The following is a 26003-nucleotide window of genomic DNA, read 5'->3' on the forward strand; positions in this document are numbered from 1 at the left end:
GACCGATCATATTTGGATGATTGCGGAGGGAATTGCTATGCAACTCAAGGATATACAGACACTTGAACACGCGGCGCGTACTGCTATGGCGGGCAATGATGATCCTCTGCCGCCAACTCCAAAGTTTCCAGTGGCGGCGCTTATTGGCGTAGCCTGTGTAGCATTGATTGGTGTGGCTTGGTTGCTTTTGGCCTAAACGCTATAATTCGCGCTTGTAGCATTGCTGCTTTGCATGCAACCATTGCACTGAAGAAACGTTATTTCTCCGATCTATCTAATGACAAATTGACAGGAGGCCCATATGGCGCGCGATCCGAATAAAACTGAAAAAATAGAAGACAAGCTTGACGAAACCCTTTCGGACGCAACAACAGAAGATCTCCAGTCCCAAGTAGAGCAATTGCGGGAAGATATCGCAGCGATTGCCGCAACCCTAGCCAATCTTGGAAGCCAGACCGTTAGAGACGCTAAGCAGACCGCAAAACAAACCTATCAAAGCGCGTTTATGCAAGGCGAAGATATGGTCGATGATCTAAAGATCAGAGCGCAAGATATCGAAGCCCAATTGACGGCTACGGTGCGGGAACGGCCTTTGGCTTCGCTAGCCACAGCGCTTGGCATTGGCTATTTGCTTGCAATTCTCTCGCGTCGCTGAACGCCATGCTGAAACTATTCACTCCCCTACTGGCGGCTCTTGCGGGTGACGAACTCAAGCGTACCACGGCTCAAATTAAGAGAACGGCCATTTTTGGTGCTGTGATCGGTTTTTTTGGAATTCTCACGCTGCTGTTTTTATGCCTTGCTGCCTTTCTTGCTCTTGCGCAGCAATATAGTGGACCAATTGCGGCTTTGATTATGGCCGGACTTTCGATAATTCTGGCTTTACTGGTGCTTGCAGTTTTAAAGATTCAAAGTGCTGCGGACGAACGAAAGCGGCAACAGCGAATAAATGCCGACAAATCTGCATTAATGGCAACAGCAGCCATTGCCACCGTTCCATCAATCCTCAAACGTCCCATCCTCGCGGCCGCATTGCCATTGGCGGGAATAATATTGGTCAGCCTTTTGACGCAGAAAAAGAAATAAAGAAATGGAGTAGCATTCACCAATGCCGCTCCTTTCAAATTGTTTGAGTTTCAAGCCCTAATTCTTCGGCCAAGCTTTCCTGTTCCTTCTGCATCCTTTGGCCAAGCAGAGAAAGGCGCACAACCACACGCGTTCCAATTCCATCTTCCGGCAGCATATAGCTAGGCTTACCTCCGAATTGGAGGCATAGCTGTTCAACCACCAACATGCCCAAACCATTATGCTCTTCTGGTTTCTCCCCATTCGTTGACACACAGCCAACGCCGTTATCTTCCACGATCAATGCGGGCATATTGTCGTCGATCTTGAAAGCAATAAATATTTGCCCTTCCTGACGTCCGGGAAAAGCATGTTTTATTGCGTTGGTTACCAACTCCCCCACAATAATTCCGATAGTGGTCACATCGCGAGCTTTAAGATCAAGAGGCGCAAAATCTGTCTTGAAAACAATTTTTCTCTCACTTCCTGTGGCATTTCGAATATCCTCAACCACAGTGTGAAGAAATTCATCGACCCGGGTTGATTCCATATCTTCGCCAAGACGCAGCCGACGATGCGCAGTGGAGACTGTGTGCACCCGGTCCCGTGCAGCAGAAAGGGCGCGTCGTGCCTCTTCATTGCGGGTCTGGCGTAATTGTAGGCCGAGAAGCGAAGAAACCGTAGCCAACGAATTTCCAATGCGGTGATTGGAATCATGAAGCAGAATTTCGACTCGTCGCCGCTCTCTTTCAGCAATACGCCGCTCTTGCTCCAGCTCTGCCGTGCGCTCACGAACCCGCTGTTCAAGCAATTCCTTTTCCGACAAGAGCGCTGTCTGTCCCTCGATCAATGCACGCGCGTAACGCTGAATACGGCTGAAAAGAAGAATGCCGAGCATAGTTGCCGAAAGCAGTGCAACAATAGAAGCAACCGCCATCCCAGAACGCATCCGATTGATATCATTATTGCGCTTGAACAACTCGCTTTCTTCGGCGCTGACAAATTGTGACACAGTGTTTGCGAGTTTTTCCAAAAGCAATTTGCCTTCAGCTCCGCGCACTATATCAACCGCTTCGTTCACACGCCCCTGTTTTGCCAGGTTAATTGTCTCGTTAACATCCTCATATTCGCGATGAACCAGTGCGCTAATCTCTTTAACCCTGGCCACCTGTTGCGGATTATCTTCGCTTAATAAAGCCAGTTCAGAAAGGGTCTGATCGACAGTTAGGATCGAACGCTGATAAAGATCTAGATAGGATTCATCCAGCGTCAACAGATAACCCCGCCGGCTTATTTCCATATTATAGGCGAGCTGTGCGACCATTTCGACTTTTTGACGCAAGTCGAAATTTCGTGTCATGTCGACAACTTGTCGATTAACACTGCTCGACAGTAACAGCGTGGTCGTTGCCGACAACAACACCAACCCGAGCGATATAATCACCGCAATCGGCCTAAGAGACGGTCTTAATACGAAACTTAATAACGGTGTTGGCACTGGTCACACACTCGCAATCGTTCGGGCACAGATAGCGACAAGGGTCAAATGTCGAAAACTCTCCTCTATTTAAGGAGGGTCAAAAACATCTTTTGCTCACCAAAGCGCTTTTGCTCAGTTTAGAACGCATTGCGCGCTAAATCGAATCCCGTTCGATACGCTTCGGAAACCTTATATTACAGCTTGTAAGGGGAAAATTGCCAAGAAATTTTATTATGCAAAACTTCGCAAAGTAGCTTTGGACGAACTTGCATCTGGACCATAATCTGTTGCATCACCTTTGACCTGCAAAATTTCCTGAAGTCGGCTTCTCGCCCGGCTTACACGGCTTTTGATGGTGCCTACAGCACAGCCACAAATTTCTGCGGCCTCCTCATAGGCAAATCCCGACGCCCCAATCAGAATAATCGCTTCACGTTGATCGCTCGGCAATTGTTCGAGAGCGGCCATAAAATCCGCTAAGTCAAGAGAGCCATATTGCGAAGGATGCACTGCAAGTTGCTCACTGAACAAACCGTCATGGTCCTGCACTTCGCGTCCGCGCTTGCGCATTTGAGTGTAAAATTCATTTCTAAGAATTGTAAAAAGCCACGCCTTGATATTCGTTCCTAGCTCAAAGGAATCCTGCTTGGCCCAGGCTTTCATAATCGTGTCTTGCACGAGATCATCCGCACGATCTTGCTGCCCAATCAAAGAAACAGCAAACGCTCGCAAGCTCGGCAAAGCCGCCAGAAGCTCACGCCTGAATTGCGGCGATTTTTCAGCTGGCCGATCGGGATCGATGCTCATGGGCGCCCTCCTGTTCAGCCTGATCAAGTTTCTCCAAAAGTTCTAGGAAGCGGTCAGGAATTTCTTCATCCTGAATTGAAGAATATAAAGCTTTTAATTTCAGACCAACTTCACAGTTAGAGCCGAGAGCATCCTTTCGGACGCGCTGTGACACTGAAATATCCGCGCCACTCGCATGAACATTATTCTGTTTGGTCATAATTTTAACATTGCGCCTTAGTCATTGTTGATTGCAACCATGGCTTCAATGCATAAATGTTAAAAAAGTTCCCTGCTCATTACAAATATTTGGAACTTTCTGCAGGCAGAGGCGTTTTCGGCATCATAATGCCTTTTCATATGCATTAAAATGAATAACGCATGCCTGCTGGGATGCAGTGAATACGAATAACGGCTGAGGAGATTTCAAACATGACGTTATCGACGCGAATAGCGCCGCACCTTCCCTATCTACGCCGTTTCTCAAGGGCACTTTGCGGTTCGCAAACATCAGGCGATGCCTATGTTGCAGCTACTTTGGAAGCTTTGATAGCAGATATCAGCATATTCCCCGTGGCCTCCACGGATCGTATCGCACTCTATCGCCTTTTCTGTGATCTTTATAAAACCGCATCAATACGGGTACCAGAAACGGCTTCAGAATTTGCGTGGGAAAAAAACACTGCGCGCAACCTGGCCCACGTCTCGCCCCTCGCCCGCCAAGCTTTTTTGCTTGTTGCTGTGGAAGGGTTTAGTGAATACGAGGCCGGAGAAATTTTAGGCCTTAACGAAGCTGATTTCGGAAAGCTTCTTTCCAGCGCTTCCGCAGAAATCTCCCAACAGGTCGCCACTCGTCTAATGATTATTGAGGACGAACCGCTCATCGCTATGGACATTGAGCAAATGGTGGAAAGCCTTGGTCACGAGGTTGTCGGGATCGCCCGCACAAAATCCGAGGCCACAGAGCTTTATGCCCGTGAAAAGCCTCGAATGGTCTTAGCGGATATCCAGTTGGCGGATGGAAGTTCAGGTATTGATGCCGTTAACGAGATTCTTAAAGAAGATGCTATTCCGGTTATTTTTATAACTGCTTTCCCGGAACGTCTTTTAACCGGGGAAAGGCCGGAGCCGACATTTTTGGTAACCAAACCTTTCAACCCGGATATGGTTAAAGCGTTAATCAGCCAGGCGCTTTTCTTCGAAGAATCTGCGCAGGTTGCTGCATGATCTATTAGAAAAACCGACATCGTTCCCCCCGGTTAAACTCCGGTTTAACTGGGGGCCAGGAAACAATCCGCTTGGGGGCTAGCAGTTGACAGAAAAGAGGAAACCAATATCGCGGTGGCTCGTTACCTCATCAATTAAAGCACAGGAGAACCAACATGCTTTATTATGCCCTTGTATTTCTCGTTGTTGCTCTGGTGGCAGGTGCACTGGGTTTCGGCGGTATAGCAGGCGCCTCCGCAGGAATAGCCCAGCTTCTTTTTTTTGTATTTCTTGCGCTCCTTGTCGTCTGCCTCATCGCCTCGGCGATCCGAAAGGCATAAATGACGAAGTCCCGTTTTTCCCGCGGGATGTGGCAAGGGTTCCGTGGTATGGGCAAACTCCCTTCATTGGTAGGACCCGTAACCGTTTAGAGGCTAAGCGAATTGGCCACAACATAACGGTGCATGACTATGGGTAACCCGTTCCAATCAACATTCGTCCATCACTTCCTGGCACAGAATGTCTGGCGTCATCAGGGAGCTGTCTGATGAAGATACCGCCCCATCCCATTGATCAAAAGGATGGCGACAACCGCCTGCGTGCTCTTTTGCGTGCGATCCGCAATAGCAATGTCTGTGTTCTCTATCAAAGCTTAGACATGCGCTATCAGTGGAGCGAGAATCTGCCGCCTTACTGGTTAGAGAGCTGGAAAGTAGGCGGAAAAGATTGCGATTTTATTTTCACGTCCTCATTGTCTCGCCTTGAACAAGCAAAGCAGGCCGCCTTAGAGACCGGCCTTTCCCAAAATGTCGAGCTCGCCATTCACGACGATAATGTGCTGCGGTGGGTCGAGTTTCACATCGATTGCGATCGTGATGAGGATGACAATATTATTGGCCTCGTTACCACCGCGTTAGAGATCAGCGAATCCAAACGGCGCGAGCAGATGCTGAAAATACTGCTGCGTGAAGTAAGCCATAGATCCAAAAACCTGCTAGCAATCGTACAAAGTATTGCGAGCCAGACGGCGCGTTTTACAGATTCGGTTGATGATTTCATGCTCAAACTGCGTGGGCGCATCCAGTCGCTTTCATATTCGCAAGATCTGGTAACCGATTCGAATTGGCACGGAGCCCTGTTTCGTGATCTGCTTAATTCACAGATCGAAAAATACATCGATTCCAGTGATGAACGCCTCACTGTGGTTGGCGACAATCCTTATCTTTTTCCAGGTGCGGCATTACATACCGGGCTCGCACTTCACGAATTGATTGTTAATGCGACATCATTTGGCGGATTAACTATCCCCCATGGTCGGGTCGAGATCACCGCTAAAGTGTCAACCAATGAAAAGGGGGAAGAATATTTCGTTTTTCGCTGGGAGGAAATAAACTCCGCTTTATCGGTGCCGATTGAACACGGACCACGCTTTGGCAGTGCTGTGCTTCAACGCATCGTTCCTGCAGCGGTAGGAGGACACGCCGAATATAGGGTTAGTCCAACCGGAGCGGTTTATCAGCTCACGATCCCGACCGAACAATTCGATATTTAAAAGCGCTTCGCCAAAGAAAAACCGCCATGGCGGGTGCCATGGCGGCTATAAGCGCGGAACGCCTGCGGCGACAATCGCCATTCAAAGCTCTCGACCTTTTAAAAAGGTCCAATCAGCCTTTCGCATCCTCAAACGCGGACAATCATTGCGCGGCGCTCTCGTCATCCGCTTTTTAGGGGGGATTAGAAGCGGACTAGAAGACCGCTTGCGGGGCGATACACGGCCTTCGTAATCGTTAAATGCAAATTGTCATTCTTGGTTCCATTAGGATTCAATTTTTTTACAATATAATTCGAGCCGATGGTGGACAATCTCATAACCCAGCGAGCGTGCGATTTCTTCCTGAAGCTTTTCAATTTTATCAGAATGAAATTCTACGACTTCGCCAGAGGCCATATCGATAATGTGATCATGATGCTTACCGGCCTGTTCAAAACGCGATGGGCCGCCATCGAAAGCATGGCGGTGGATAGCGCCCATCTCTTCCAGAAGCTTCATGGTGCGATAAACGGTGGAGAGCGAAATATTGCTATCGATTTCCACCGCACGACGAAAAATTTCAAGCGCGTCCGGATGATCATCGGTAGCACTCAAAATACCAAGAATAATACGACGCGGGCGCGTAATGCGCACCCCAGCTTCTCGGAGCTTACCCTCATAGTCGGGTTTTTTACGTGATTGATCCATAGCCGAATTATGCACTCTCGTCCCCTCAGTTGCAAATTTATTGCAACTGAGAAATTATTTAAACACCCCTATTAAGCCTATCCGAACATGCGCAGGGGTTGGTGCGCCCGAGAGGAAGCAAATCTCTGTTTCCGCCGTGAGATGACTGCCCGATTTGTGGGCCGATTTGTGGGCCGATTGTGAGCCGATTGTGAAAGGATCTCGCGCCCCATCGTTAGACGACAGGGCTTACCTCAACAAAATTGAGTGAAATCGAAACCTTAACCAGGGCAGCTACTGCAAGACAGAAAGCCGAACCGCTATATTATTCGACATTTCCCAGCTTAATCCGGCCTATGATACGTGCCTCACGATAGTCATAAACCAAGATTTCGGTGCCACCGTCTGGCAGCAGCGTTTCAAGTGACAGCTGATTGCCGGAGAGGCTTTGCGATAACAAGCGGGTGCCGGGTTCGATCTGAATTTGAGATTCGATCAATGGCAAAGGTTCAGGCTTTTCCGACGCAATGGCCATTGTCCCTGGAGTTTCTAGCGGCGTCTCTTCTATGACAACATCTGGCGCTTGATTGATTTTGTAGACAACCGCAACAAGCACAGCCATAAGACCGATAAGCATGACACCGATTGATACAGCCAATAGACGGATCATTTTCCGGCGCACCCGTTCCATCGTTGGATCGAGCGGAGCCTCTTCTATTTCCTCTGTATAATGGCCATGTTGATAGTCTTGATGTGCTGAATCCTGATGATTCTGATATCTCGGATAATGGGGATCCTGCATTAAAAGACTCCAATTTACATATCGGCATGCGTCTGGCGCGTGATAACGAAGGGAAGAGACGATTGAAAGAGCTAATTGCCGACACCAATGCCGCAGGCAAGCGTCTGGACCAATGGCTGGCCGCAGAATTGGGGCCGGAACTCTCCCGCAGTCGCGTTCAGTCCCTGATTACAGAAGGTCATGTGACCCTAGATGGCTCCCCCGTGCATGAAACTAAGCAGAAACTGCGCGAAGGTATGAAGATCACCGTCCGCCTGCCAGAGCCACAAGCCGCCGAGCCCGAGGCAGAAAATATTCCTCTGGACATCCTTTACGAAGATGAAGACCTTATCGTGGTCAACAAACCCGCGGGGCTTGTCGTTCATCCCGGCAATGGCAATTGGACGGGAACACTTGTCAATGCCCTTATATATCATTGTGGCGATAGCTTGTCAGGAATAGGCGGAATCAAGCGCCCGGGCATTGTGCACCGTCTTGACAAAGACACGAGCGGCGTTTTGGTGGTGGCAAAAAATGATCATGCGCATCGGCACTTAAGTCAACAATTTGCCGATCATGGCCGGACCGGTGATCTGGAACGAGCCTATTTGGCGCTGATATGGGGCATGACCGAGCGACCGCAAGGGACAATTGAAACCTATTTGGCCCGATCTCACCGCGATCGAACCAAACAAGCTGTTGTGAACGAAAATCGCGCCGATGCAAGACACGCCGTCACCCATTACGCAACAATGGAAGTCTATGGTTCACGCCAAGATGCGACCGCACTTGCATCGCTGGTTGAATGCCGATTAGAGACTGGACGAACCCATCAGATTCGCGTTCATATGGCCCATCTCGGAAATCCATTGGTTGGCGACATGGATTATGGCAGCGCCTATAAAACCAAAGCCAATAAACTGGCAGCGCCTTTGCAGGAAACAGTGCGAGGCTTTGCACGGCAGGCGCTCCATGCCCGGCTTCTCGCATTCACCCATCCAGTGACGGAAAAAACCATGCGCTTTGAGACCCCTTTGCCAAAAGACATGGCCGACCTGGTGGAACAATTTCGCATTCACTCCAGTTGAACTGTAATAATTATCGGCTCACAAGAACTCCCAATCGTGTAATTTACTTTGTTGTGGCTTGGCACAAATTGGCGAGCTCATCGTTATGTTCAAATTCTAGAGATATTTCGTCTTAAGGGTTTGAGCATCGTGATTTTGCCAAATTGATGCTTATATATGGAAGCTCGCATCGTCGTGCGAATGCAGTCGATGAGACAGGTTCGCCAAATGGGGACCTGCAAGAAGTAAAGGAGGGTGCTCTATGGCCCAGATGAATCTTCCAAGTATTACGACCGGTGACGGAGGACTTACCCGTTACTTAGAAGAAATTCGCCGTTTTCCTATGCTTCAGCCGCAAGAAGAATATATGCTGGCGAAGCGCTATCATGAACATGCAGATCCTAAAGCCGCGCACAAGCTCGTGACCAGTCACCTGCGCTTGGTGGCAAAAATTGCCATGGGTTATCGCGGATATGGCCTTCCTATCGGTGAAGTAATTTCCGAAGGGAATGTCGGCCTCATGCAGGCGGTCAAGCGCTTTGAACCCGAGCGCGGTTTCCGCCTTGCCACTTATGCAATGTGGTGGATCAAGGCTTCCATTCAGGAATATGTCCTGCGGTCTTGGAGCCTTGTCAAAATGGGAACGACCGCCAACCAAAAGCGGCTGTTTTTCAACCTGCGCAAGATGAAAAGCAAGATTCAGGCGCTCGATGATGGCGATCTAAGCCCGGATCAAGTCAAACAAATCGCAACCAAACTACAGGTTAGCGAAGACGAAGTTGTTTCAATGAATCGCCGCTTATCCGGTGATACCTCGCTAAACGCCCCATTACGCGCAAGTGAGGGCGAATCAGGCGAATGGCAGGACTGGCTGGTCGATACGAGCGATAATCAGGAAGAAATCCTGATTGAGCAGGACGAACTGGAAAGCCGCCGCTCTATGCTTGATCAGGCAATGGAAACGCTAAATGACCGGGAGCGTCGTATTTTTAGAGCGCGTCGTTTGGCGGAAGATCCGATCACCTTGGAAGAGCTTTCCGGTGAATTCGGCATTAGCCGTGAGCGCGTTCGTCAAATCGAAGTGCGTGCTTTTGAAAAAGTTCAGGCCGCTGTTAAAGCAGCCGCTCTCAAACAGCATCAAGCGTTGAGGACGGTCGAAACAGAAGACGCATAAAATAATGCACTAAAAATTAAAGGCCGCTTATGCGGCCTTTAATTTGCGTAAAATCAGTCGCGCGGGGAAAACCCGTCGGCAACCAAGCGCAGTTTAATTTGCGCCCAGTACCTCGTTGAAGACTTTCTCGCCCGGAATACCTTTTTCAAGGCTGATCAATGCCCGTCGTCCATTGCGATACGATATCGGAATATCAATCCATTGCAGGCGACGCATGAGCGACAGATTGGTATCTTGCGCCGTCCGCGCATCATTCAGCCAGATGATGAAAAAATTATCGGCGATTTTAGACGGAACGGCGATTAGCGGATTACCGGGAGCCTGTTCTGTATCTTTGAAGGTAATGCGCTGGACATTATCAATCACGCCACCGGAAAAATCTTCAGGGACATTAAAGACAATTTCGATGAGGTGACTTGCCGGAATTGACTGATCTGTATTTCGGCGGATAGTCAATTTCATCTCAACCTTACTGTCAGGCATGGTGAGGTTACCGCGAATCGCTGGTTCCGCTGGCTCCCCTTCATTCGGGCTCTCTTCAACGACCGACCAGACCACATTGCCGCGTTCAACCGAACCTGATTGCGTGCCGCCGCGCTCTTCATAAAGAAGCGCCTGTTGACCAACCGCCACAGCTTCACTCGCCGCGGGCTGATTCTGACCCGCCGATGGAGCAGTGCCAGAGGTTGAAGCGGAAGTAGAAGTGCCTTCACCGATCGTCGTCTCTCCACCAGCAGGACCGGCATCAACTTCGCTTCCATCGGGCAAGAGACGTTGCGTGAGCTTGGGCTCTTCCGCTGGCGCTTGCGGTGATTCTTCTATCGCACTCTCCGGAGTTGCTTGCTCATCCTGGCTTAGCTGTGTTTCATCATCAGGAGCATCGCTACGTCCGATAGATGAGGCAAAATCGGTAATTTCGTCTTTCGCAGACCAGATGCCATAGCCAATGCCCGCAAGTAGCAGAACGGCAACGAGCCCGGTAATTAACCCTTTGTAAGATCGCCCTTCGCGCAGATCTCTCGGCTCTTCATAATAGCGATGGCGCCTGTCACGGTCTTCAACTCGCTCATCACTTGTTGGCTGCGGCCCAATAGGTGCGTCATTAACCGCACCATTATCCGCATTTGGCCCGCTACCCTCGCCATGATCAGGTTCGTCGACATCCGGCGCGGGTGCTGATGCAGATTTTTCAGGTTGATTGACTACCGACGAACGCGCCGTTTCATGCAAAAACTCCTCTAGCGGATCGAACAGCTCTTCATGCAAAGGCTCACTTACCGTAGTGTAGAAAGCCTCTGTTTCCGATATTGCTTTTTCGAGAAGATCGCGCTGCCTCACGGCCATAGCTTGGGAGGCATTTGCCATCACCAGCTTTTGCTCAATTGTCGCCCGTGCTTTCGCGTAGACCCGCTGACGCAATTCAGGCGTGTTTTCCGCCTGCGCATCGATTGTCTTTTTCAGGACCGCTACAAAATCTGCCATACTGTCTTACCCAGTTCCGCGACTATGAGATACAAACAATGTCTCAATAATCACAATAATCAAGGGAAAGCAAAGGATCGGACCACGATTAAGTATCGTCTTTTTAAATGATTAGCAGAAAAACAAGAAATTTGAGTACGGCTGGCAAAGCTGCCAGCCGTAATTTTGATCTCAATCAACCCTGAAATGGATCAGTTACCAAAATCGTGTCTTCGCGTTCTGGACTTGTAGAGAGCATTGCAACCGGAGCGCCAATGAGTTCTTCAATATGACGGACATATTTGACCGCTTGCGCTGGAAGATCATTCCACGAGCGCGCGCCAGCCGTTGTTTCTGACCAGCCGGGAAGCGTCTCATAGATCGGCTTCACCCGCGCTTGAGCGCCCATGGAAGACGGTAAATAATCAATGCGCTTGCCATCAAGTTCATAAGCGACGCAGATCTTGATTTCTTCCAAACCGTCCAGAACGTCCAGCTTGGTCAGCGCAATACCGGTAATGCCTGATGTGCGCACTGTCTGACGCACAATAACAGCATCAAACCAACCGCAACGACGTTTGCGCCCGGTGACAACGCCAAATTCATGACCTTTTTCACCAAGGAATTGACCGATTTCATCATCCAATTCTGTCGGAAACGGCCCCTCGCCCACACGGGTCGTATAAGCTTTGGTAATTCCAAGCACATAATTAATGGCGGTTGGGCCAAGACCAGAACCTGCGGCCGCTTGTCCTGCAACAGTGTTAGACGAGGTCACAAACGGATAGGTGCCGTGATCATTATCCAGAAGAGCGCCCTGAGCGCCTTCGAATAAGATACGATCACCCGCCTTGCGGCGCTCATCCAAAACGCGCCAGACCTGATCAATATAGGGCAGGATTTGGTCAGCAACCGAAGTTAGTTCGTCCATAATGGTTTCGACAGAAATTTCTTCCAGTCCCATACCACGGCGCAATAAGTTGTGATGCGTCAAGAGGCGCTCAACTTTAGGCTGAAGCGTTTCAGGTTCTGTCAAATCAATAACGCGGATCGCGCGCCGGCCAACCTTATCTTCATAGGCGGGGCCAATGCCGCGCTTGGTAGTACCGATCTTCAGGCCCGTGGTCGAGCCTTCACGCATCGCATCAAGTTCACGATGAATAGAGAGTATAAGCGGTGCATTTTCCGCAATGCGTAAAACCTCAGGATTAATGTCTACACCCTGGCCACGCAGCTTTTCAACTTCCGCTACGAAATGATGTGGATCCACGACCACACCATTCCCAATCACGCTTAATTTTCCACGCACAAGGCCGGACGGCAACAGCGAAAGCTTATAGCTGACGCCATCGATGACAAGCGTATGACCGGCATTGTGGCCGCCCTGATAACGCACGATCACATCGGCGCGCTCAGACAGCCAATCCACGATCTTTCCCTTGCCCTCGTCGCCCCATTGCGACCCGACGACAACTACATTTGCCATTGAGAAAACTCCTCGGTCCGGCACTCGGCCGTTTAAACTAGTCCAAGGATCGCAAGCAGCCCTATTCTGTTCACTGGGGTGCTGATCCTTCGTCTCTATACAGATTGAAAATCAGTTGTGCGACTCTTTCATGCGGAAAAATTGCGCTTTTTAACGAAACTTTGTCGTTTTAACTTTTCCTGATCATATAAACGGCATCATCAGAATAGGTTCTCAGCTTCAATGCAAGGCTAGGTACATTTTTGGGAGTAAATCCCTGCTTCTCCCAAAAGCCCTGCGTACCATTAACAGCAACGAGCGCCATTGTTGGAAAATGCAATTCGCTGGCCTGCGCAATCATTTTTGCAATCACGCGGGACGCCTGGCCTCCCGAACGCGCTTTGGGCAATAGGGCGACATCATGAATGTAAAAGACATCAGAATCGTCGCGCCAATCCCCATAGACCTTATTCAGTTCGGGAATGGAATCTTGAGACCACGGATGGCTTATTCCATATCCAAGAATCTCAGTGCCATTATCCAGCACGAAACACCCTTCGGGACAGGCATTGAAGCGGTCTCGAAAGACCGCCTCTTCTTCAAAAAAGTCCGGGTGGACAATATTGGCGACCACATCCACCTGGGCAAGATCCTGCTCGCGCATCAAGCGCCATTGTGGTTGCTCATCGCGCTGCGTCATATCGATCAGCTTTCCTCAATATTGAAAACAAGCGGGCGGGCAACGCGGATCGACTCTTGCGCCGTCAGTTCTTCGAGCGCCGCCTGAGAGACTTTTTCATCGACATAAAGCATTGCAATCGCATCGCCACCAGGACGATTCCGGCCCAGCGCAAAATTTGCAATATTGATATTATGCTTTCCGCAGATTGTCCCCAATAGACCGATCATGCCCGGCACGTCGTAATTGGCAACATAGAGCATATTCGGGCCAACTTCGGCATCCAAATTGATACCCTTGATCTGAATGAAACGAGGTTTACCATCCGAGAAACATGTGCCCGCAATGGCGCGCTCTCTCTTAGTGGTTTTGACGGTAAGCTTGATATAGCCGTCAAAAATACCGGATTTATCTCGTTTGATTTCGGAGACAATGATCCCGCGTTCCTTCACCATGATCGGTGCAGAGACCATATTCACATCAGCCACTTGCGGACGGATCAGACCTGCAAGTGCAGCACTCACAAGCGCACGCGTATTCATGCCCGCAGTCGAGCCGTCAAACAGAACTTCTACTTCTTGAATTGGCTCGTCCGTCACCTGCCCAACAAATGCGCCAAGAACTTCTGCCAATTTCACAAAAGGCTTTAGTCGCGGTGCTTCTTCGGCAGTAATTGACGGCATGTTAATCGCATTTGAGACAGCGCCTTTGGTCAGATAATCCGACATCTGCTCAGCAACTTGTACTGCAACATTTTCCTGCGCTTCAGTGGTCGATGCGCCAAGATGCGGCGTGCAGACAACATTCGGAAGATCGAACAATTCATTTTCTGTCGCTGGCTCGGTCTCGAATACGTCAATACCCGCTCCCGCTACGTGACCAGATTTGAGCGCCTCTACAAGATCTTTTTCAACAATCAGTCCGCCGCGGGCGCAATTGATTATCCGAACACCTTTTTTGGTTTTAGCCAAAGCTTCGGCATTGATGATCCCGCGGGTTTTATCCGTTAAAGGCGTATGCAGCGTTATAAAATCCGCCCGGGCCAGCAGCGTGTCGAGTTCCACCTTTTCAACGCCCAGCTCCTGCGCTCGCGCTTCCGAAAGGAAAGGATCAAATGCAACCACATGCATTTTAAGCCCGATCGCTCGGCTTGCAACGACTGCGCCAATATTGCCACAACCAATCACGCCCAAGGTCTTGCCGGTAATCTCCACACCCATAAAGCGGTTTTTTTCCCACTTGCCGTTGCGGGTAGAAAAATCGGCTTCCGGAAGTTGTCTTGCAACTGCAAACATCAGCGCAATGGCGTGTTCTGCCGTGGTGATCGAATTGCCGAACGGCGTGTTCATCACAATAATACCGCGCCGCGATGCCGCCGGGATATCAATATTATCGACGCCAATACCAGCCCGACCAATAACTTTCAGGTTTTTGGCGGCGTTGATCAGTTTTTCGGTTGCCTTAGTCGCAGAACGAATGGCCAAACCATCATATTGATCAATGACTTCAAGCAGTTTTCCGCTATCTTTGCCAAGATCGGGCAGATAATCAACATCAACGCCACGCTCTTTAAAAATCTGCACGGCGGTCGGGGACAATTTATCGGATACGAGAACGCGAGGTGCCATAAGGGCCTCCATCAAATTGAATCTCTATAAGGAAATGCGCCGTGATCACCCCAACGTGACCACGGCATTGTTACCGACAGATCAAGCCGCTGTTTGAAGCTCGGCTTTTTGTGTCGCAAAAGCCCAGTCAAGCCAGGCGGTCAGCGCTTCCAGATCAGAAGTCTCAACCGTGGCACCGGTCCATATGCGCAAACCTGATGGCGCATCACGATATGCGCCGATATCGTAGGCAACGCCTTCCTTATCAAGGAGCGCAACAATGCCCTTTGCAAAAGCGGCCTGTTGCTCATTTGAGAGTACCTTCACCTCTGGATCGACAATCGTCAAACAGACGGATGTGTTGGATCGCGTCTGAGGATCAACGGCCAGATTGGCAATCCATGGTGTTTTTTGCACGAACGCGTCTATCGCAGCGAAATTTGCATCCGCACGTGCCATCAGCCCTTCAAGACCTCCGACCGAGCGAGCCCAGCTCAATGCGTCAAGATAATCCTCGACACAAAGCATAGAGGGAGTGTTGATGGTCTCGCCAACGAAAATCCCTTCGATCAGCTTGCCACCTTTGGTTAGACGGAAAATCTTCGGCAGCGGCCAAGCTGGCTTATAGCTTTCCAGACGTTCAACAGCCCGAGGGCTAAGGATCAAAACGCCGTGTGCACCTTCGCCGCCCAGCACTTTTTGCCAAGAGAAAGTCACCACATCAAGCTTAGCGAAATCAAGACGCTGTGCGAATGCCGCCGAAGTCGCATCACAGATCGTCAATCCTTGGCGCTGAGCAGGAATGAAATCGGCGTTCGGAACACGCACACCCGAAGTTGTGCCGTTCCAAGTAAAAACGACATCGCGATCAAAATCGACTTTTGTGAAATCAACTATCTCGCCATAAGGCGCTTCAAAGGTGCGCACATCCTCAAGCTTGAGCTGCTTGACCACATCGGTCACCCAGCCCGCGCCAAAGCTTTCCCACGCAACCATATCGACGCCACGCTCACCGAGCAGTGACCAAAGCGCCATTTCCACCGCACCAGTATCCGATGCTGGCACAATACCAATGCGGTAATCGACCGGAACACCCAGGATTTCGCGCGTAAGATCGATGGCTTCTTTGAGTTTGGTCTTGCCTATCTTCGCGCGATGCGAACGGCCAAGTGGTGCATCAGCCAGCGCTTGAAGCGACCAGCCGGGACGTTTTGCACAGGGACCAGAAGAAAAATTAGGATTAGCCGGGCGAACTGCCGGCTTCGCAATCGTTGTCATAATGTTATTCCTATCCTCACAGATAGCACGCGCCTCGTTGGGGAGGCGTGGCCCGCTGATGAAGATAGCGGAAACATAAATTTACACAATATGTTTCGACTGAATAGTTTTCCCCTCCCGAAAAAACGGCTGCGAAAAAGAAAAAGCCGGACAGACCGGGCTTTCTGCATCAGTATCAGACTGCTTTAGCGATCGAACAGATAGCGCATACCCACGCGCACATCGTGAATATGCATTCCTTTGTCGTAACCATCGCCAATCCAGCGATTGCCCTCAAACATTTTGCCGCCATTGACATGGCGATAGCGATAGCCTGCGTCGAGTTTCAGATTATGTGTAAGATCAACCGTAGCACCAGCCATCAGAGCATAGGTGAAACGCCAATTTGTCGCGCCTTCCTGTGTGCCGCCATAGCGCACATCTTTTAGATCCGCCCATTTTACTCGCGTTCCACCGATACCCGCCCCAACATAGGGCGTAACACCGCTGAAATTTCCAAGATCGACATAAACGTTAGCCAAGATGGAAAGAGCCGAATAATGGCCGCGTTCTTCGGACGCACAGTCAATATTACCATTACAATTCGCGCCAAAAGTATTTCCTTCAAATTTGGAGCGGGTCATATAATCGAGCGTCAAATCTGTGCGGAAATAATCCGTCACCTGATAGCCGACGCCGCCGCCCAGTAGGAAAGATCCTTTGAGATCGCCATGTAAAGTATTGCTACCAAACGTCCGAGAGCCACCGCAACCGACGCAATTATCAATCGTTGCATAATCGGCTTTCTTGAATTTGCTCCATGAATAGCCAAGATCGCCCCGGATATACCATCCGCTAACGGCTGGTGGAGCGACGACCACTTCTGGAACGGGTTCTGGGACAGGTTCAATGAAATCCGCAGCCTGAGAAGGCATTGCTGCAACCATTAGCATGGCTGATGCCGCAACCCCGGCGTAAATTTGTTTAGTAAAACTTTTCATTTCTGCCCCATCGAATTATTCCGCAATCGCGTTCATGAATGTTCGAATGGTAGAATATGCGAAAAAAGTTAAACGCTACTTAACCCTGTTTTTTAACCATACAATTTTAAGGTCATCGAATTGAAATGGGGGAGAAACCTTGTAACTCGCATAAAAAAAGCGCGGTGAGCCCGCGCTTTTTTGATCAAGTTTGAAAATTTTAAGCTGCATGGCTTTGGGACGAAATAGCCCCAACAATATCATTGACCACTTTTTCAATCAGGCCACGATCATCACCTTCCGCCATGACGCGGATCAGTGGCTCCGTCCCCGATGGTCGAATAACCAGCCGTCCCTGAACACCAAGTCGTTCACGCGCCTCGTCAATTGCACCTTTAACATGCTTATTCTCGAGCGGCTTACCCCCGGATATACGCACATTTTTGAGCAGTTGAGGTACCGGCTCAAACTTGTGACAAAGTTCACTCAACGGTTTGTTCTCTTGCTGAGCTACCGCAAGTATCTGTAAGGCCGCAATCAAGCCATCGCCCGTAGTTGCAAAATCAGACAAAACAATATGTCCTGATTGCTCGCCACCGACATTAAAGCCATGCTTGCGCATATGCTCAACCACATAGCGATCGCCAACTTTGGTGCGCGCTAGGGTCAGTTTACGAGCATCAAGGAAACGTTCCAGTCCAAGATTTGACATGATGGTCGCAACGATCCCACCACCATGTAACATATTGGCATTAGCCCAGGCTTCAGCAATGACCGCCATAAGCTGATCACCATCAATGACGGTTCCGGTCTCATCCACCAACAACACGCGGTCAGCATCGCCGTCCAGCGCAATGCCGACATCCGCCCGGACTTCATGAACTTTTTTCATCAATCCGATCGGATGGGTTGACCCACATTCCTCATTAATATTGAGGCCATTCGGCTCATTATTAATGGTGATAACTTCCGCACCCAGCTCCCATAGCGCCGCGGGCGCAACCTTGTATCCAGCACCATTGGCGCAATCAACCACCACCCGCAGGCCGTTGAGCGAAACATCCCGAGGCAGGGTGCGCTTGGCAAACTCAATATAGCGATAAATATCGCCGTCGACGCGCTTAGCTTTACCCACATCACCATGACTGGCCAGATGTTGAGATAAATCGCTATCAATCAGCTTTTCGATCTGAAGTTCAATTTCGTCTGAAAGCTTAAAACCATCGGGGCCGAAAAGTTTGATGCCATTATCATAAAACGGATTATGCGAAGCAGATATCATCACCCCAATATCCGCACGCAGCGAACGGCAGAGCATGGCAACAGCCGGGGTTGGGATCGGGCCCAACAGAAATACATCCATCCCCGCAGCGGTAAATCCCGCCACCAAGGCATTTTCCAGCATATAGCCAGAACGCCGTGTATCTTTACCAATCACGACACGAGATGCTTGTCCGCGGCGACGAAAAATATGTCCCACCGCCATGCCAACTTTCATGGCAATATCCGGCGTCATGGGAAAGCTGTTTGCCTGCCCTCTTATGCCGTCGGTTCCAAAATATTTCCGTGTCATCGTTTTAGCCTTTTGCGCAATTGGGCTTTTTCAAGCTCCCGAATATCTGTCACGCATGAGATGAACCAGCGTCAATAGCCGGGCATTCATTGCCAGTAAATTGGGCGTTATTAGCGCAAAAACACCTTAAAAGGCAATTCTGCATTTCACTCGCCAATTAATCGCCAGTCAATCGCCGGACAATCGTCAGTCAATCGTCAGCAAACAAAGCTTCGCTCCAGCAGCCTATCTAGGATGCGATTAAAAACTTAACTAAGGGTTTTCAGTCGATTGCACGATTGTTTAAGTTTTCTCTAAACACAAAAAAGCCGGGCCTCAGCCCGGCTTTCAATTTCAGAAACTTCGTTTACTGGGGCTGTGGATTAGGCTCCAGCCCCGGCTCACTTCCGGGTTCATCACCCTTGTTCTTACGCGGAGTTCCCGCTTTTGGCACTCCGGATCCACGCGAAGGCGTATCGCCACCGTCACGTGAAGGCTTATTACCGGCAATCAGTTCTTTGATTTCATCGCCACTGAGAGTTTCATACTCAAGCAAGCCTTCCGCAATCGCGATCCAGTCATCTCTTTTTTCGGTCAGAATTCGCGTCGCTTCTGCATAGGCTTCATCGATCAGCCTGCGAACCTCCGCATCAATGATCTGAGCTGTTTCTTCCGAAACATTCTGAGTCCGTGCGACCGAATGGCCAAGGAAAACTTCTTCCTGATTTTCGCCATAGGCGACCCGGCCCAGCTTGTCAGAATAACCCCACTGGGTCACCATCGCCCGAGCCAGCTTGGTAGCTTGCTGAATATCTGATGATGCACCGGAAGTGATATTTTCCTTTCCGAATTTCAGCTCTTCAGCAACCCGACCGCCCATCATGATAGCAAGACGCGAAACCATCCAAGTATAGGTTGCCGAATAACGGTCACCTTCGGGCAGCTGCATCACCATGCCGAGCGCTCGTCCGCGTGGAATGATAGTAGCTTTATGAACAGGGTCAGCTTTCGGGACGTTAATGGCAACGACCGCGTGGCCTGCCTCATGATAGGCCGTGTTGGCCTTTTCTTCGGGCGTCATGGCAGAGCGCCGCTCGGCACCCATCATGATCTTGTCTTTGGCGTCCTCAAATTCCTGCATGGTGACGACGCGCTTATTGCGACGCGCAGCCATTAGGGCAGATTCGTTGACAAGATTGGCAAGATCCGCGCCCGAAAAACCCGGAGTTCCGCGTGCAACGATCTTAAGATCAACATTCGGCGCTAGCGGCACATTACGCACATGAACCTTGAGGATCTGTTCGCGACCAACAATATCCGGATTCGGAACCACGACCTGTCGGTCAAAACGACCCGGACGAAGCAGTGCCGGATCAAGAACGTCAGGACGGTTGGTGGCTGCGATCAAAATGATCGATTCATTGGCTTCAAACCCATCCATTTCAACCAGCAACTGGTTGAGGGTCTGCTCACGTTCATCATTGCCACCGCCAAGTCCGGCACCACGATGCCGACCCACGGCGTCAATTTCGTCGATAAAGATGATGCAAGGCGCATTCTTCTTAGCCTGTTCGAACATGTCGCGGACGCGACTTGCACCCACACCGACGAACATTTCAACAAAGTCAGAACCGGAAATGGTGAAGAAAGGCACATTCGCTTCACCCGCAACCGAACGAGCGAGCAGAGTCTTACCTGTTCCGGGAGGTCCGACGAGCAATACACCACGAGGAATTTTACCGCCAAGCCGTTGGAATTTCTGCGGATCGCGCAAAAATTCGACAATTTCTTCCAGATCCTGCTTGGCTTCTTCGACACCAGCAACATCCTGAAAAGTCACGCGCCCATGTGCTTCTGTCAGCAACTTGGCTTTGGATTTACCAAAGCCCATCGCGCCGCGTGATCCGCCCTGCATCTGTCGCATGAAGAAAATCCATACGCCCAGAATAAGGATCATCGGCAGCCAGGAAAGCAGAATGCCAAGCAAAGAGCCAGATCCATCACTCTCGGGGCGAGCAGTGATCGTCACGCCCTTAGATTCAAGTCGCGAAACCAGACCCGTATCACCCGGCGAATAGGTCTGAAAGGTCGCGCTATTATCGGTATAGGTCCCGTTAATCTTATTCCCCATGATCGTGACAGATTTCACCCGACCATTGGTCACATCATCGATGAATTGAGAATAGGAGACTTCATTAGAGTTTGCGCGCTGACCAGGACTCTGGAACAGGTTGAACAGCGCAATCAAAAGAAGGGCAATGATCGCCCAAAGGGCGAAGTTGCGATAGTTCGGATTCATAACGGGTCCAATCGATACCACTGTCACCCCGCGAACGGGGATGAAATTCTACTCTAACATAGGTTCGAAGCACGGTCTTGCCAAGGCGAACATTCTGCCAGATTAGCGATTCTTAGCTGTCTGGTTTAGAAAAATCGAAACATTCTCGTCCAATTCGCCTTTCCACCGCAGCGGCCAAGCCAAAATCATAGCCCGTGAGCACATGATCATAGAGCGCAAAATGTCTTTTGATCTCTAGTTGATCGCGAATCTCTTTGTGCAAATGGGCTGGTTTCCCAAAAATTAAGTGCGCAAGCTTTCCCTCTTTGTAGAGAGCCGGCAGCACCAACAACGCCTCCCGATCTGCTTTGTTCAGTTCAATAGCGTGAGACTTCATATAATCTAGCAATTCCTGCCGCCCCGGCGCTCGGATTTCAAAATTTTCATTTCCTTTATAGAAAAAGCAATAACGTCCATCCCAGATTATCGGATATTTTAAGCTCAGATTTACAACTGGTAAATTTCGCCTTTCGCGGCAAAAGCGATGAGGCTCGCCATTTTCGCCACGTTCGATCAATGCCCCTAGGACCGTCAGCCGAGTACGGCTTTCTTGTCCTGTGAGCATATTTTCGATCCGCATGCGTTCGGCATCACCAGGCAAAAATCTACGCCCTCCCGCAAGGGAAGTAAGCAATCCCGCAAATAATCGTCGTGGATTTTCAGGCAATTGAGCATAAATCTGCGCATCCACCAAAAAAGCTCCAGCAGAATCGAGCTTCAAACATGCTGGATCTGCCAAAGCAGAAATCACAGCCGAATTATCCTTCTTGCGGGCTGCCTTTGCCAAAGCCACTTTAGCCAAAATGAGATCGGGATCGACATCTTTCGCCTGCTGTAAACGGATTCGCGGGCGTTCATATTCCGCATTATGATTGCTGGGATCATCAACCCAACCAATACCCCGCGCTTGCAGTTCTGCTCGAAGTGACTGTCGGGAAATTTCGAGCAGCGGCCGGATTAATTCAACGGAATTTTCCAAACGCGAACGTCTTGCCATCGCCGCAAGCCCTCTGGCCTGCGAATGAGTGCTGCGCGATTGGCGCATAAGAAAAGTTTCGATTTGATCGTCCCGTGTATGACCGGTCAGGATCATATCGGCCCCAGCCTCTTTTGCTGCCTGCACCAAAAGCCGATACCGCGCACTGCGCGCAGCAGCCGAAATACCGCTGGCGGGTTTAGCCTCATCCCATGCCAAAATTCGATGCTCAATCTGCTGGGCTTTGCACAGCGCCGCAACTAACTCAGCCTCATCGCGCGATTCTTTGCGCAGCTGGTGGTCCACCGTAACCGCCATCAATTGCGGAGGATTGTTGAGCTGTGCAAGATAATCCTTGAGCAGAAACAATAGGCCGAGAGAATCACTGCCACCCGATACAGCCGCAATAATTCCTCGACAGCGCTTAATTTCATACGCTGCAAAAATATGATTTGGGCAGAGCCCCACTCTAATTCTCCGTCATCCGCATTTGTTACGGTTACGTTCTTCGGCAACCCGTTTTAGAACTGCTTTCGCTGCTTGAGGATAACGTTCCGCTATTTGCTTGAAGGTCGCGCAAGCCACATCACGATTGTTCAATTTTTCCAGCGTTATGCCAAGTTTGAGCATGTTTTCTGGCGCCCGTTTTGAATCGGGATAATCGCGCTGCGTATCCAGAAAAACGTTTGCGGCATCTTGGTAGCGCCCCTGGCCGAATAATGATTCTCCCAGCCAGTAACGCGCTTCAGCCGTCGACGGATCGGCCGGATAGCGCTTGATATGCTCGCGAAATCCTGTTTCAGCCGCTCCATAATCTCCAGACATCAAATATTGATACGCCGCATCATAGAGTGAGTTGGGGTTATCATCGCTAGGCAGCGCAGCGATTGTGCCACCCAATGTGCCCTGTTCAACAGGACCCGGTGCCGCGTTCAAGCTCTCACCGATTACATTGCCATTAGCATCAAAACGTATCGTCCCGAGTGTTTGCGGACCTTGACCACGGACCGGACCACTCTGCGATAAATCTGAACCAATAGCTACGGAATCGGTGCCTGCATCGGAAATGGAGGATGAAGAGGCATCTTGCGATGCCTCATCCTGTGTCGAGGGAGCAGCACTCGCAACGGAACGATTTTCAGTTCCGCCCGCATCCGAGCGCTTATCCTTCTCTAGTTCCTGAAAACGGAATTCATTGTCTTCCTGTGTTTTGCGCAGCTGATCCTGAAGCTGAAGAATTTGGAAATTCAATTCTTCAACTTTGCCGGAAAGCTGACGGATTTCTTCCTGAAGCTGCCCGACACGTGGATCAACCGCTTGCGCGAGTTGTAGCGGCTGCTCCACAGCCTCTGTGCGCGTGCCCCCCCATCCCGATAGCGGTCCGTCAGCAAAAGCGGACTGAGCCGGTTTTGCAAATTCGGCGCTTCCGCTATCGCTTGAGCTTGCGGCTAGAGCCGGTACACTCATCAAAAGCGGCAGCATGGCAATTGCCAGTGTCACTCTCCTCATTGATTTCTTCATTCCTTTTGCCCTGATTGGTTGCACTTCGAAGTGACTAAACAGTGATTAGGTTAGACGTGCTGCATGGCTGAACACTCACCGAACATCCCGCCGACCTGTGAGCTTTAAGAATAAAACTTAGAAAAGCAAAGATACTACTTATGACGCAGCTGACTTCGGCCAAAATTTGGCTGAATCGAAAAATGCTGTTTTAGATACGAAAAAAGCGGCCAAAGGCCGCTTTTTTACAACATAATTCCGTTCATCTCTCCGAGAAGACAATCCGATCCCGAAGAGTTGGAAGCAGCTATTAGCTACCTGCTCCGTTGAGAACTGTAACACCGCGACGGTTCTGTGACCAGCAGGAATCGCTATCACAAACCGCAACCGGGCGCTCATTACCGTAGGATACTGTCCGCATACGGCTCGTGGGCACGCCGCGAGCTGCCAGATAATCGCGAACAGCAGCCGCACGGCGCTGTCCTAGCGCGAGGTTATATTCGCGAGTACCGCGTTCGTCAGCATGACCTTCAATCATCACCGAATATTGCGGATAGCGCTGCAACCACTGAGCCTGCTTGGCCAGCGTCTGCTGTGCATCAGCACGGATCAGCGAAGAATCCAGATCAAACAGGATGCGGTCACCAACATTTACGGTAAAGTCTTGCGGAGAGCCGGGCGTAGCAGCGCCAGCAAGGCCAAGATCACCGGCGTTATTGGGAAGATTTTTCTTAGACGCACAACCAGCAAGGGCGAGCGACATGAAAACGGCAATAGCGATAGGGCTGCGTGCGATTGACTGGAAACGGCGCATGGGCCGGAGCTCCTTAAGTTTAATGTTCCTGCGTAACTGACAAATAATCATATCGAAGTTAAAACAGGCTCAAGAAGTATGGTTAACACTTCGTTGCGGGCCTATGCAACGGGCTTTCCCGAAGCAATGCTAATGCTAGCCCTGAGGGCAAAATACGGCAGAAACACGGCCTAACTACTACAATTATGGCGTTTTTTGTTAAAAAAGGCGCGAAAACAACTTTCGCGCCCTCATTTAAGGTTGCCAGACCCACCTTCTATTCAAGCAAAGGCGACCAAGCGGGATCTGATGCAAAATTAGGCGTTTGGATTTGACGTTCGTTACGTCCGGTCAGATCAATCGTGAACAATTTAGGTCCGCCTGCTCCTGGAGCTTTGCGGAAGAACATCAACACACGACCATTGGGCGCCCAAGTTGGACCTTCATTATGGAAGCCAGACGTCAGCAAACGTTCGCCACTGCCATCGGTTTTCATCACACCGATGGAGAACTGACCCTGTGACTGTTTGGTAAACGCGATCATATCACCGCGCGGCGACCAGACCGGCGTATTATAGCTGCCATCGCCAAATGATATGCGGCGAGGATTAGACCCGTCAGCACCCATAACATAAAGCTGCGGACGTCCACCACGATCCGACGAGAACACAATCTGAGAACCATCAGGCGAATAAGACGCGCTGGTATCGATTGCCTGACTGCTTGTCAGCCGCGTTGTCGTGCGGTTACGCAAGTCCATCGTGTAAATATTGGCGCTGCCGTCATCCTGAAGCAGGCTCATGGCAACTTTCTGACCGTCCGGCGAGAAACGCGGAGCAATTGTCATGCCTGGGAAATTACCAACCAGCTCACGCTGTCCGGTTTCCAACTGAAGCAGGTAAACACGGGGCTGCCCTCCTGCAAAGGACATATATGTAACTTCCTGCCGGCTTGGTGAAAAGCGCGGTGTCAGCGACATATCGCGACCATCAGACAGATAGCGCACATTTGCGCCATCCTGATCCATGATCGCCAGACGTTTCACGCGATTTTGCGCCGGGCCCGATTCATCAACAAAGACAATACGTGTATCGAAATAGCCTTTTTCGCCCGTCAGACGCTCATAAATAGCATCGGCAATAATGTGCGCCACACGACGCCAATTATCTGGTGTGGTGAAAAATTGCTGTCCAATCAGCTGCTGATTGCCAAACGTATCCCACAAACGAAATTCAGCCTTGAGCCTGCCATCGGGCTGCTGGGTAATACGTCCAGTCACCAATGCCTGAGCATTAATGACCTTCCAATCCTCAAAGCGAGGTGACGCATCCGGATTGGAGATTTTCTCAATAAATGCACCCTTATCTATTGGAGCGAACAAGCCTGAACGCTCCAGATCCGCAGCAATTACTGAGGAAATATTTGCGCCGAGCTGGTCCGCAGAAAGGAAATCAGTAATCGCAATCGGAAGAGGTTCAATCACACCTTGATTGATATTGATTTCAACCACCGCCCGAGCGGGCGCAACCGCCACCAGGCTTGCGGCGATCAGATAGATAAAAGCCGAAATTAATGTCCGGATCTTCGTATTCATGATGCCGATTTTCATTTCTCGGGA

The 26003-nt window shown here is 50.2% G+C and carries 24 protein-coding genes and 1 pseudogene; 8 read left to right on the forward strand and 17 right to left on the reverse strand.

Annotated elements, in window-relative coordinates; genetic code table 11:
* Positions 1-37 precede the first annotated feature (37 nt).
* The 3 genes from C7374_RS16155 to C7374_RS07375 all read left to right on the forward strand — a co-directional run bounded on the left by C7374_RS16155 (position 38) and on the right by C7374_RS07375 (position 1086).
* Positions 38-196 (forward strand): hypothetical protein, encoded by a 159-nt coding sequence (locus C7374_RS16155; RefSeq protein ID WP_170130223.1) that lies wholly within the window; start codon positions 38-40, stop codon positions 194-196.
* Between the two features lie 105 nt (positions 197-301).
* Positions 302-655 carry an ElaB/YgaM/YqjD family protein gene (locus C7374_RS07370; protein ID WP_111574984.1) on the forward strand — a complete coding sequence of 118 codons (354 nt, stop codon included), beginning with the start codon at positions 302-304 and terminating at the stop codon, positions 653-655.
* A gap of 5 nt (positions 656-660) precedes the next feature.
* The gene (locus C7374_RS07375) at positions 661-1086 is read left to right on the forward strand and encodes a phage holin family protein (protein ID WP_111574985.1); all 426 of its coding nucleotides are present in this window, start codon (positions 661-663) and stop codon (positions 1084-1086) included.
* A 34-nt stretch (positions 1087-1120) separates the two neighbouring features.
* Here the strand turns inward: C7374_RS07375 and C7374_RS07380 are convergent, their stop codons facing one another.
* The 3 genes from C7374_RS07380 to C7374_RS07390 form a co-directional block, all read right to left on the reverse strand.
* Positions 1121-2563 carry a sensor histidine kinase gene (locus C7374_RS07380; protein WP_111574986.1) on the reverse strand — a complete coding sequence of 481 codons (1443 nt, stop codon included), beginning with the start codon at positions 2561-2563 and terminating at the stop codon, positions 1121-1123.
* Positions 2564-2776: 213 nt separating this feature from the next.
* Positions 2777-3352, reverse strand: coding sequence for an RNA polymerase sigma factor (locus C7374_RS07385; protein ID WP_111574987.1), 576 nt, complete (start codon positions 3350-3352; stop codon positions 2777-2779).
* On the reverse strand, positions 3324-3551 hold the full coding sequence (locus C7374_RS07390; RefSeq protein WP_111574988.1) for a NepR family anti-sigma factor: 228 nt from the start codon (positions 3549-3551) through the stop codon (positions 3324-3326). The genes C7374_RS07385 and C7374_RS07390 overlap by 29 nt, the downstream gene beginning before the upstream one ends.
* A 212-nt stretch (positions 3552-3763) precedes the next feature.
* On the opposite strand from C7374_RS07390, the gene C7374_RS07395 reads away from it, so the two are divergent.
* The 3 genes from C7374_RS07395 (at position 3764) to C7374_RS07405 (ending at position 6089) form a co-directional block, all read left to right on the forward strand.
* Entirely contained in the window at positions 3764-4558 is a 795-nt protein-coding gene (locus tag C7374_RS07395; RefSeq protein ID WP_111574989.1) for a response regulator, read from the forward strand.
* 155 nt (positions 4559-4713) lie between these two features.
* The gene (locus C7374_RS07400) at positions 4714-4878 is read left to right on the forward strand and encodes a DUF1328 domain-containing protein (RefSeq protein WP_111574990.1); all 165 of its coding nucleotides are present in this window, start codon (positions 4714-4716) and stop codon (positions 4876-4878) included.
* Positions 4879-5084: 206 nt separating this feature from the next.
* Positions 5085-6089 (forward strand): sensor histidine kinase, encoded by a 1005-nt coding sequence (locus C7374_RS07405; RefSeq protein ID WP_111574991.1) that lies wholly within the window; start codon positions 5085-5087, stop codon positions 6087-6089.
* Positions 6090-6353: 264 nt separating this feature from the next.
* On the opposite strand, the gene C7374_RS07410 is transcribed toward C7374_RS07405, so the two are convergent.
* Together C7374_RS07410 and C7374_RS07415 are read right to left on the reverse strand one after the other, a co-directional pair.
* Positions 6354-6776 carry a ferric uptake regulation protein gene (locus C7374_RS07410; protein WP_111574992.1) on the reverse strand — a complete coding sequence of 141 codons (423 nt, stop codon included), beginning with the start codon at positions 6774-6776 and terminating at the stop codon, positions 6354-6356.
* A gap of 304 nt (positions 6777-7080) precedes the next feature.
* Positions 7081-7557: a hypothetical protein gene (locus tag C7374_RS07415; RefSeq protein ID WP_111574993.1), complete on the reverse strand. Its 477-nt coding sequence runs from the start codon at positions 7555-7557 to the stop codon at positions 7081-7083.
* A gap of 26 nt (positions 7558-7583) precedes the next feature.
* Between C7374_RS07415 and C7374_RS07420 the strand changes: the two genes are divergently transcribed.
* Together C7374_RS07420 and rpoH are read left to right on the forward strand one after the other, a co-directional pair.
* Positions 7584-8624 carry an RluA family pseudouridine synthase gene (locus C7374_RS07420; protein WP_170130224.1) on the forward strand — a complete coding sequence of 347 codons (1041 nt, stop codon included), beginning with the start codon at positions 7584-7586 and terminating at the stop codon, positions 8622-8624.
* Between the two features lie 241 nt (positions 8625-8865).
* The gene (rpoH, locus tag C7374_RS07425; protein ID WP_111574995.1) at positions 8866-9777 is read left to right on the forward strand and encodes an RNA polymerase sigma factor RpoH; all 912 of its coding nucleotides are present in this window, start codon (positions 8866-8868) and stop codon (positions 9775-9777) included.
* Positions 9778-9870: 93 nt separating this feature from the next.
* On the opposite strand, the gene C7374_RS07430 is transcribed toward rpoH, so the two are convergent.
* From C7374_RS07430 to tolB, 12 genes and pseudogenes are all read right to left on the reverse strand, one after another.
* Positions 9871-11259, reverse strand: a complete 1389-nt coding sequence (locus tag C7374_RS07430; protein WP_111574996.1) for a transcriptional regulator — start codon at positions 11257-11259, stop codon at positions 9871-9873.
* 175 nt (positions 11260-11434) lie between these two features.
* Entirely contained in the window at positions 11435-12724 is a 1290-nt protein-coding gene (locus C7374_RS07435; protein WP_111574997.1) for an adenylosuccinate synthase, read from the reverse strand.
* A gap of 169 nt (positions 12725-12893) precedes the next feature.
* On the reverse strand, positions 12894-13403 hold the full coding sequence (locus tag C7374_RS07440; protein ID WP_111574998.1) for a GNAT family N-acetyltransferase: 510 nt from the start codon (positions 13401-13403) through the stop codon (positions 12894-12896).
* A 5-nt stretch (positions 13404-13408) separates the two neighbouring features.
* Complete coding sequence (gene serA / locus C7374_RS07445; protein ID WP_111574999.1) at positions 13409-15010, reverse strand: phosphoglycerate dehydrogenase; 1602 nt, start codon at positions 15008-15010, stop codon at positions 13409-13411.
* 81 nt (positions 15011-15091) lie between these two features.
* Entirely contained in the window at positions 15092-16267 is a 1176-nt protein-coding gene (locus C7374_RS07450) for a phosphoserine transaminase (protein ID WP_111575000.1), read from the reverse strand.
* 185 nt (positions 16268-16452) lie between these two features.
* Complete coding sequence (locus C7374_RS07455) at positions 16453-17247, reverse strand: outer membrane protein (RefSeq protein ID WP_111575001.1); 795 nt, start codon at positions 17245-17247, stop codon at positions 16453-16455.
* A gap of 199 nt (positions 17248-17446) precedes the next feature.
* Positions 17447-18799: a phosphoglucosamine mutase gene (glmM, locus tag C7374_RS07460; RefSeq protein WP_111575002.1), complete on the reverse strand. Its 1353-nt coding sequence runs from the start codon at positions 18797-18799 to the stop codon at positions 17447-17449.
* 346 nt (positions 18800-19145) lie between these two features.
* Entirely contained in the window at positions 19146-21077 is a 1932-nt protein-coding gene (gene ftsH / locus C7374_RS07465; RefSeq protein ID WP_111575003.1) for an ATP-dependent zinc metalloprotease FtsH, read from the reverse strand.
* Positions 21078-21189: 112 nt separating this feature from the next.
* Positions 21190-22560: a tRNA lysidine(34) synthetase TilS gene (gene tilS / locus C7374_RS07470; protein WP_111575004.1), complete on the reverse strand. Its 1371-nt coding sequence runs from the start codon at positions 22558-22560 to the stop codon at positions 21190-21192.
* 12 nt (positions 22561-22572) lie between these two features.
* Positions 22573-23364 (reverse strand): annotated as a pseudogene (ybgF, locus tag C7374_RS07475) (tol-pal system protein YbgF); the annotation flags it as partial.
* A 538-nt stretch (positions 23365-23902) separates the two neighbouring features.
* On the reverse strand, positions 23903-24406 hold the full coding sequence (gene pal, locus C7374_RS07480) for a peptidoglycan-associated lipoprotein Pal (RefSeq protein ID WP_111575006.1): 504 nt from the start codon (positions 24404-24406) through the stop codon (positions 23903-23905).
* Between the two features lie 256 nt (positions 24407-24662).
* Positions 24663-25994, reverse strand: coding sequence for a Tol-Pal system beta propeller repeat protein TolB (gene tolB, locus C7374_RS07485; RefSeq protein ID WP_111575007.1), 1332 nt, complete (start codon positions 25992-25994; stop codon positions 24663-24665).
* Positions 25995-26003 lie beyond the last annotated feature (9 nt).

The sequence above is a fragment of the Falsochrobactrum ovis genome, from assembly GCF_003259955.1.
Taxonomy (GTDB): domain Bacteria; phylum Pseudomonadota; class Alphaproteobacteria; order Rhizobiales; family Rhizobiaceae; genus Brucella; species Brucella ovis_A.

Excerpts from the sequence above, each read along its gene's own strand:
- C7374_RS07400 (WP_111574990.1), top strand. The coding sequence starts at position 4,714 with ATGCTTTATTATGCCCTTGTATTTCTCGTTGTTGCTCTGGTGGCAGGT.
- C7374_RS07415 (WP_111574993.1), bottom strand. The coding sequence starts at position 7,557 with ATGCAGGATCCCCATTATCCGAGATATCAGAATCATCAGGATTCAGCA.
- C7374_RS07450 (WP_111575000.1), bottom strand. The coding sequence starts at position 16,267 with ATGACAACGATTGCGAAGCCGGCAGTTCGCCCGGCTAATCCTAATTTT.
- C7374_RS07405 (WP_111574991.1), top strand. The coding sequence starts at position 5,085 with ATGAAGATACCGCCCCATCCCATTGATCAAAAGGATGGCGACAACCGC.
- serA (WP_111574999.1), bottom strand. The coding sequence starts at position 15,010 with ATGGCACCTCGCGTTCTCGTATCCGATAAATTGTCCCCGACCGCCGTG.
- C7374_RS07430 (WP_111574996.1), bottom strand. The coding sequence starts at position 11,259 with ATGGCAGATTTTGTAGCGGTCCTGAAAAAGACAATCGATGCGCAGGCG.
- glmM (WP_111575002.1), bottom strand. The coding sequence starts at position 18,799 with ATGACACGGAAATATTTTGGAACCGACGGCATAAGAGGGCAGGCAAAC.
- C7374_RS07410 (WP_111574992.1), bottom strand. The coding sequence starts at position 6,776 with ATGGATCAATCACGTAAAAAACCCGACTATGAGGGTAAGCTCCGAGAA.
- C7374_RS07390 (WP_111574988.1), bottom strand. The coding sequence starts at position 3,551 with ATGACCAAACAGAATAATGTTCATGCGAGTGGCGCGGATATTTCAGTG.
- C7374_RS07440 (WP_111574998.1), bottom strand. The coding sequence starts at position 13,403 with ATGACGCAGCGCGATGAGCAACCACAATGGCGCTTGATGCGCGAGCAG.
- pal (WP_111575006.1), bottom strand. The coding sequence starts at position 24,406 with ATGCGCCGTTTCCAGTCAATCGCACGCAGCCCTATCGCTATTGCCGTT.
- C7374_RS07385 (WP_111574987.1), bottom strand. The coding sequence starts at position 3,352 with ATGAGCATCGATCCCGATCGGCCAGCTGAAAAATCGCCGCAATTCAGG.
- C7374_RS07455 (WP_111575001.1), bottom strand. The coding sequence starts at position 17,247 with ATGAAAAGTTTTACTAAACAAATTTACGCCGGGGTTGCGGCATCAGCC.
- ftsH (WP_111575003.1), bottom strand. The coding sequence starts at position 21,077 with ATGAATCCGAACTATCGCAACTTCGCCCTTTGGGCGATCATTGCCCTT.
- C7374_RS07370 (WP_111574984.1), top strand. The coding sequence starts at position 302 with ATGGCGCGCGATCCGAATAAAACTGAAAAAATAGAAGACAAGCTTGAC.
- C7374_RS07420 (WP_170130224.1), top strand. The coding sequence starts at position 7,584 with ATGCGTCTGGCGCGTGATAACGAAGGGAAGAGACGATTGAAAGAGCTA.
- C7374_RS16155 (WP_170130223.1), top strand. The coding sequence starts at position 38 with ATGCAACTCAAGGATATACAGACACTTGAACACGCGGCGCGTACTGCT.
- rpoH (WP_111574995.1), top strand. The coding sequence starts at position 8,866 with ATGGCCCAGATGAATCTTCCAAGTATTACGACCGGTGACGGAGGACTT.
- tolB (WP_111575007.1), bottom strand. The coding sequence starts at position 25,994 with ATGAAAATCGGCATCATGAATACGAAGATCCGGACATTAATTTCGGCT.
- C7374_RS07395 (WP_111574989.1), top strand. The coding sequence starts at position 3,764 with ATGACGTTATCGACGCGAATAGCGCCGCACCTTCCCTATCTACGCCGT.
- C7374_RS07375 (WP_111574985.1), top strand. The coding sequence starts at position 661 with ATGCTGAAACTATTCACTCCCCTACTGGCGGCTCTTGCGGGTGACGAA.
- C7374_RS07435 (WP_111574997.1), bottom strand. The coding sequence starts at position 12,724 with ATGGCAAATGTAGTTGTCGTCGGGTCGCAATGGGGCGACGAGGGCAAG.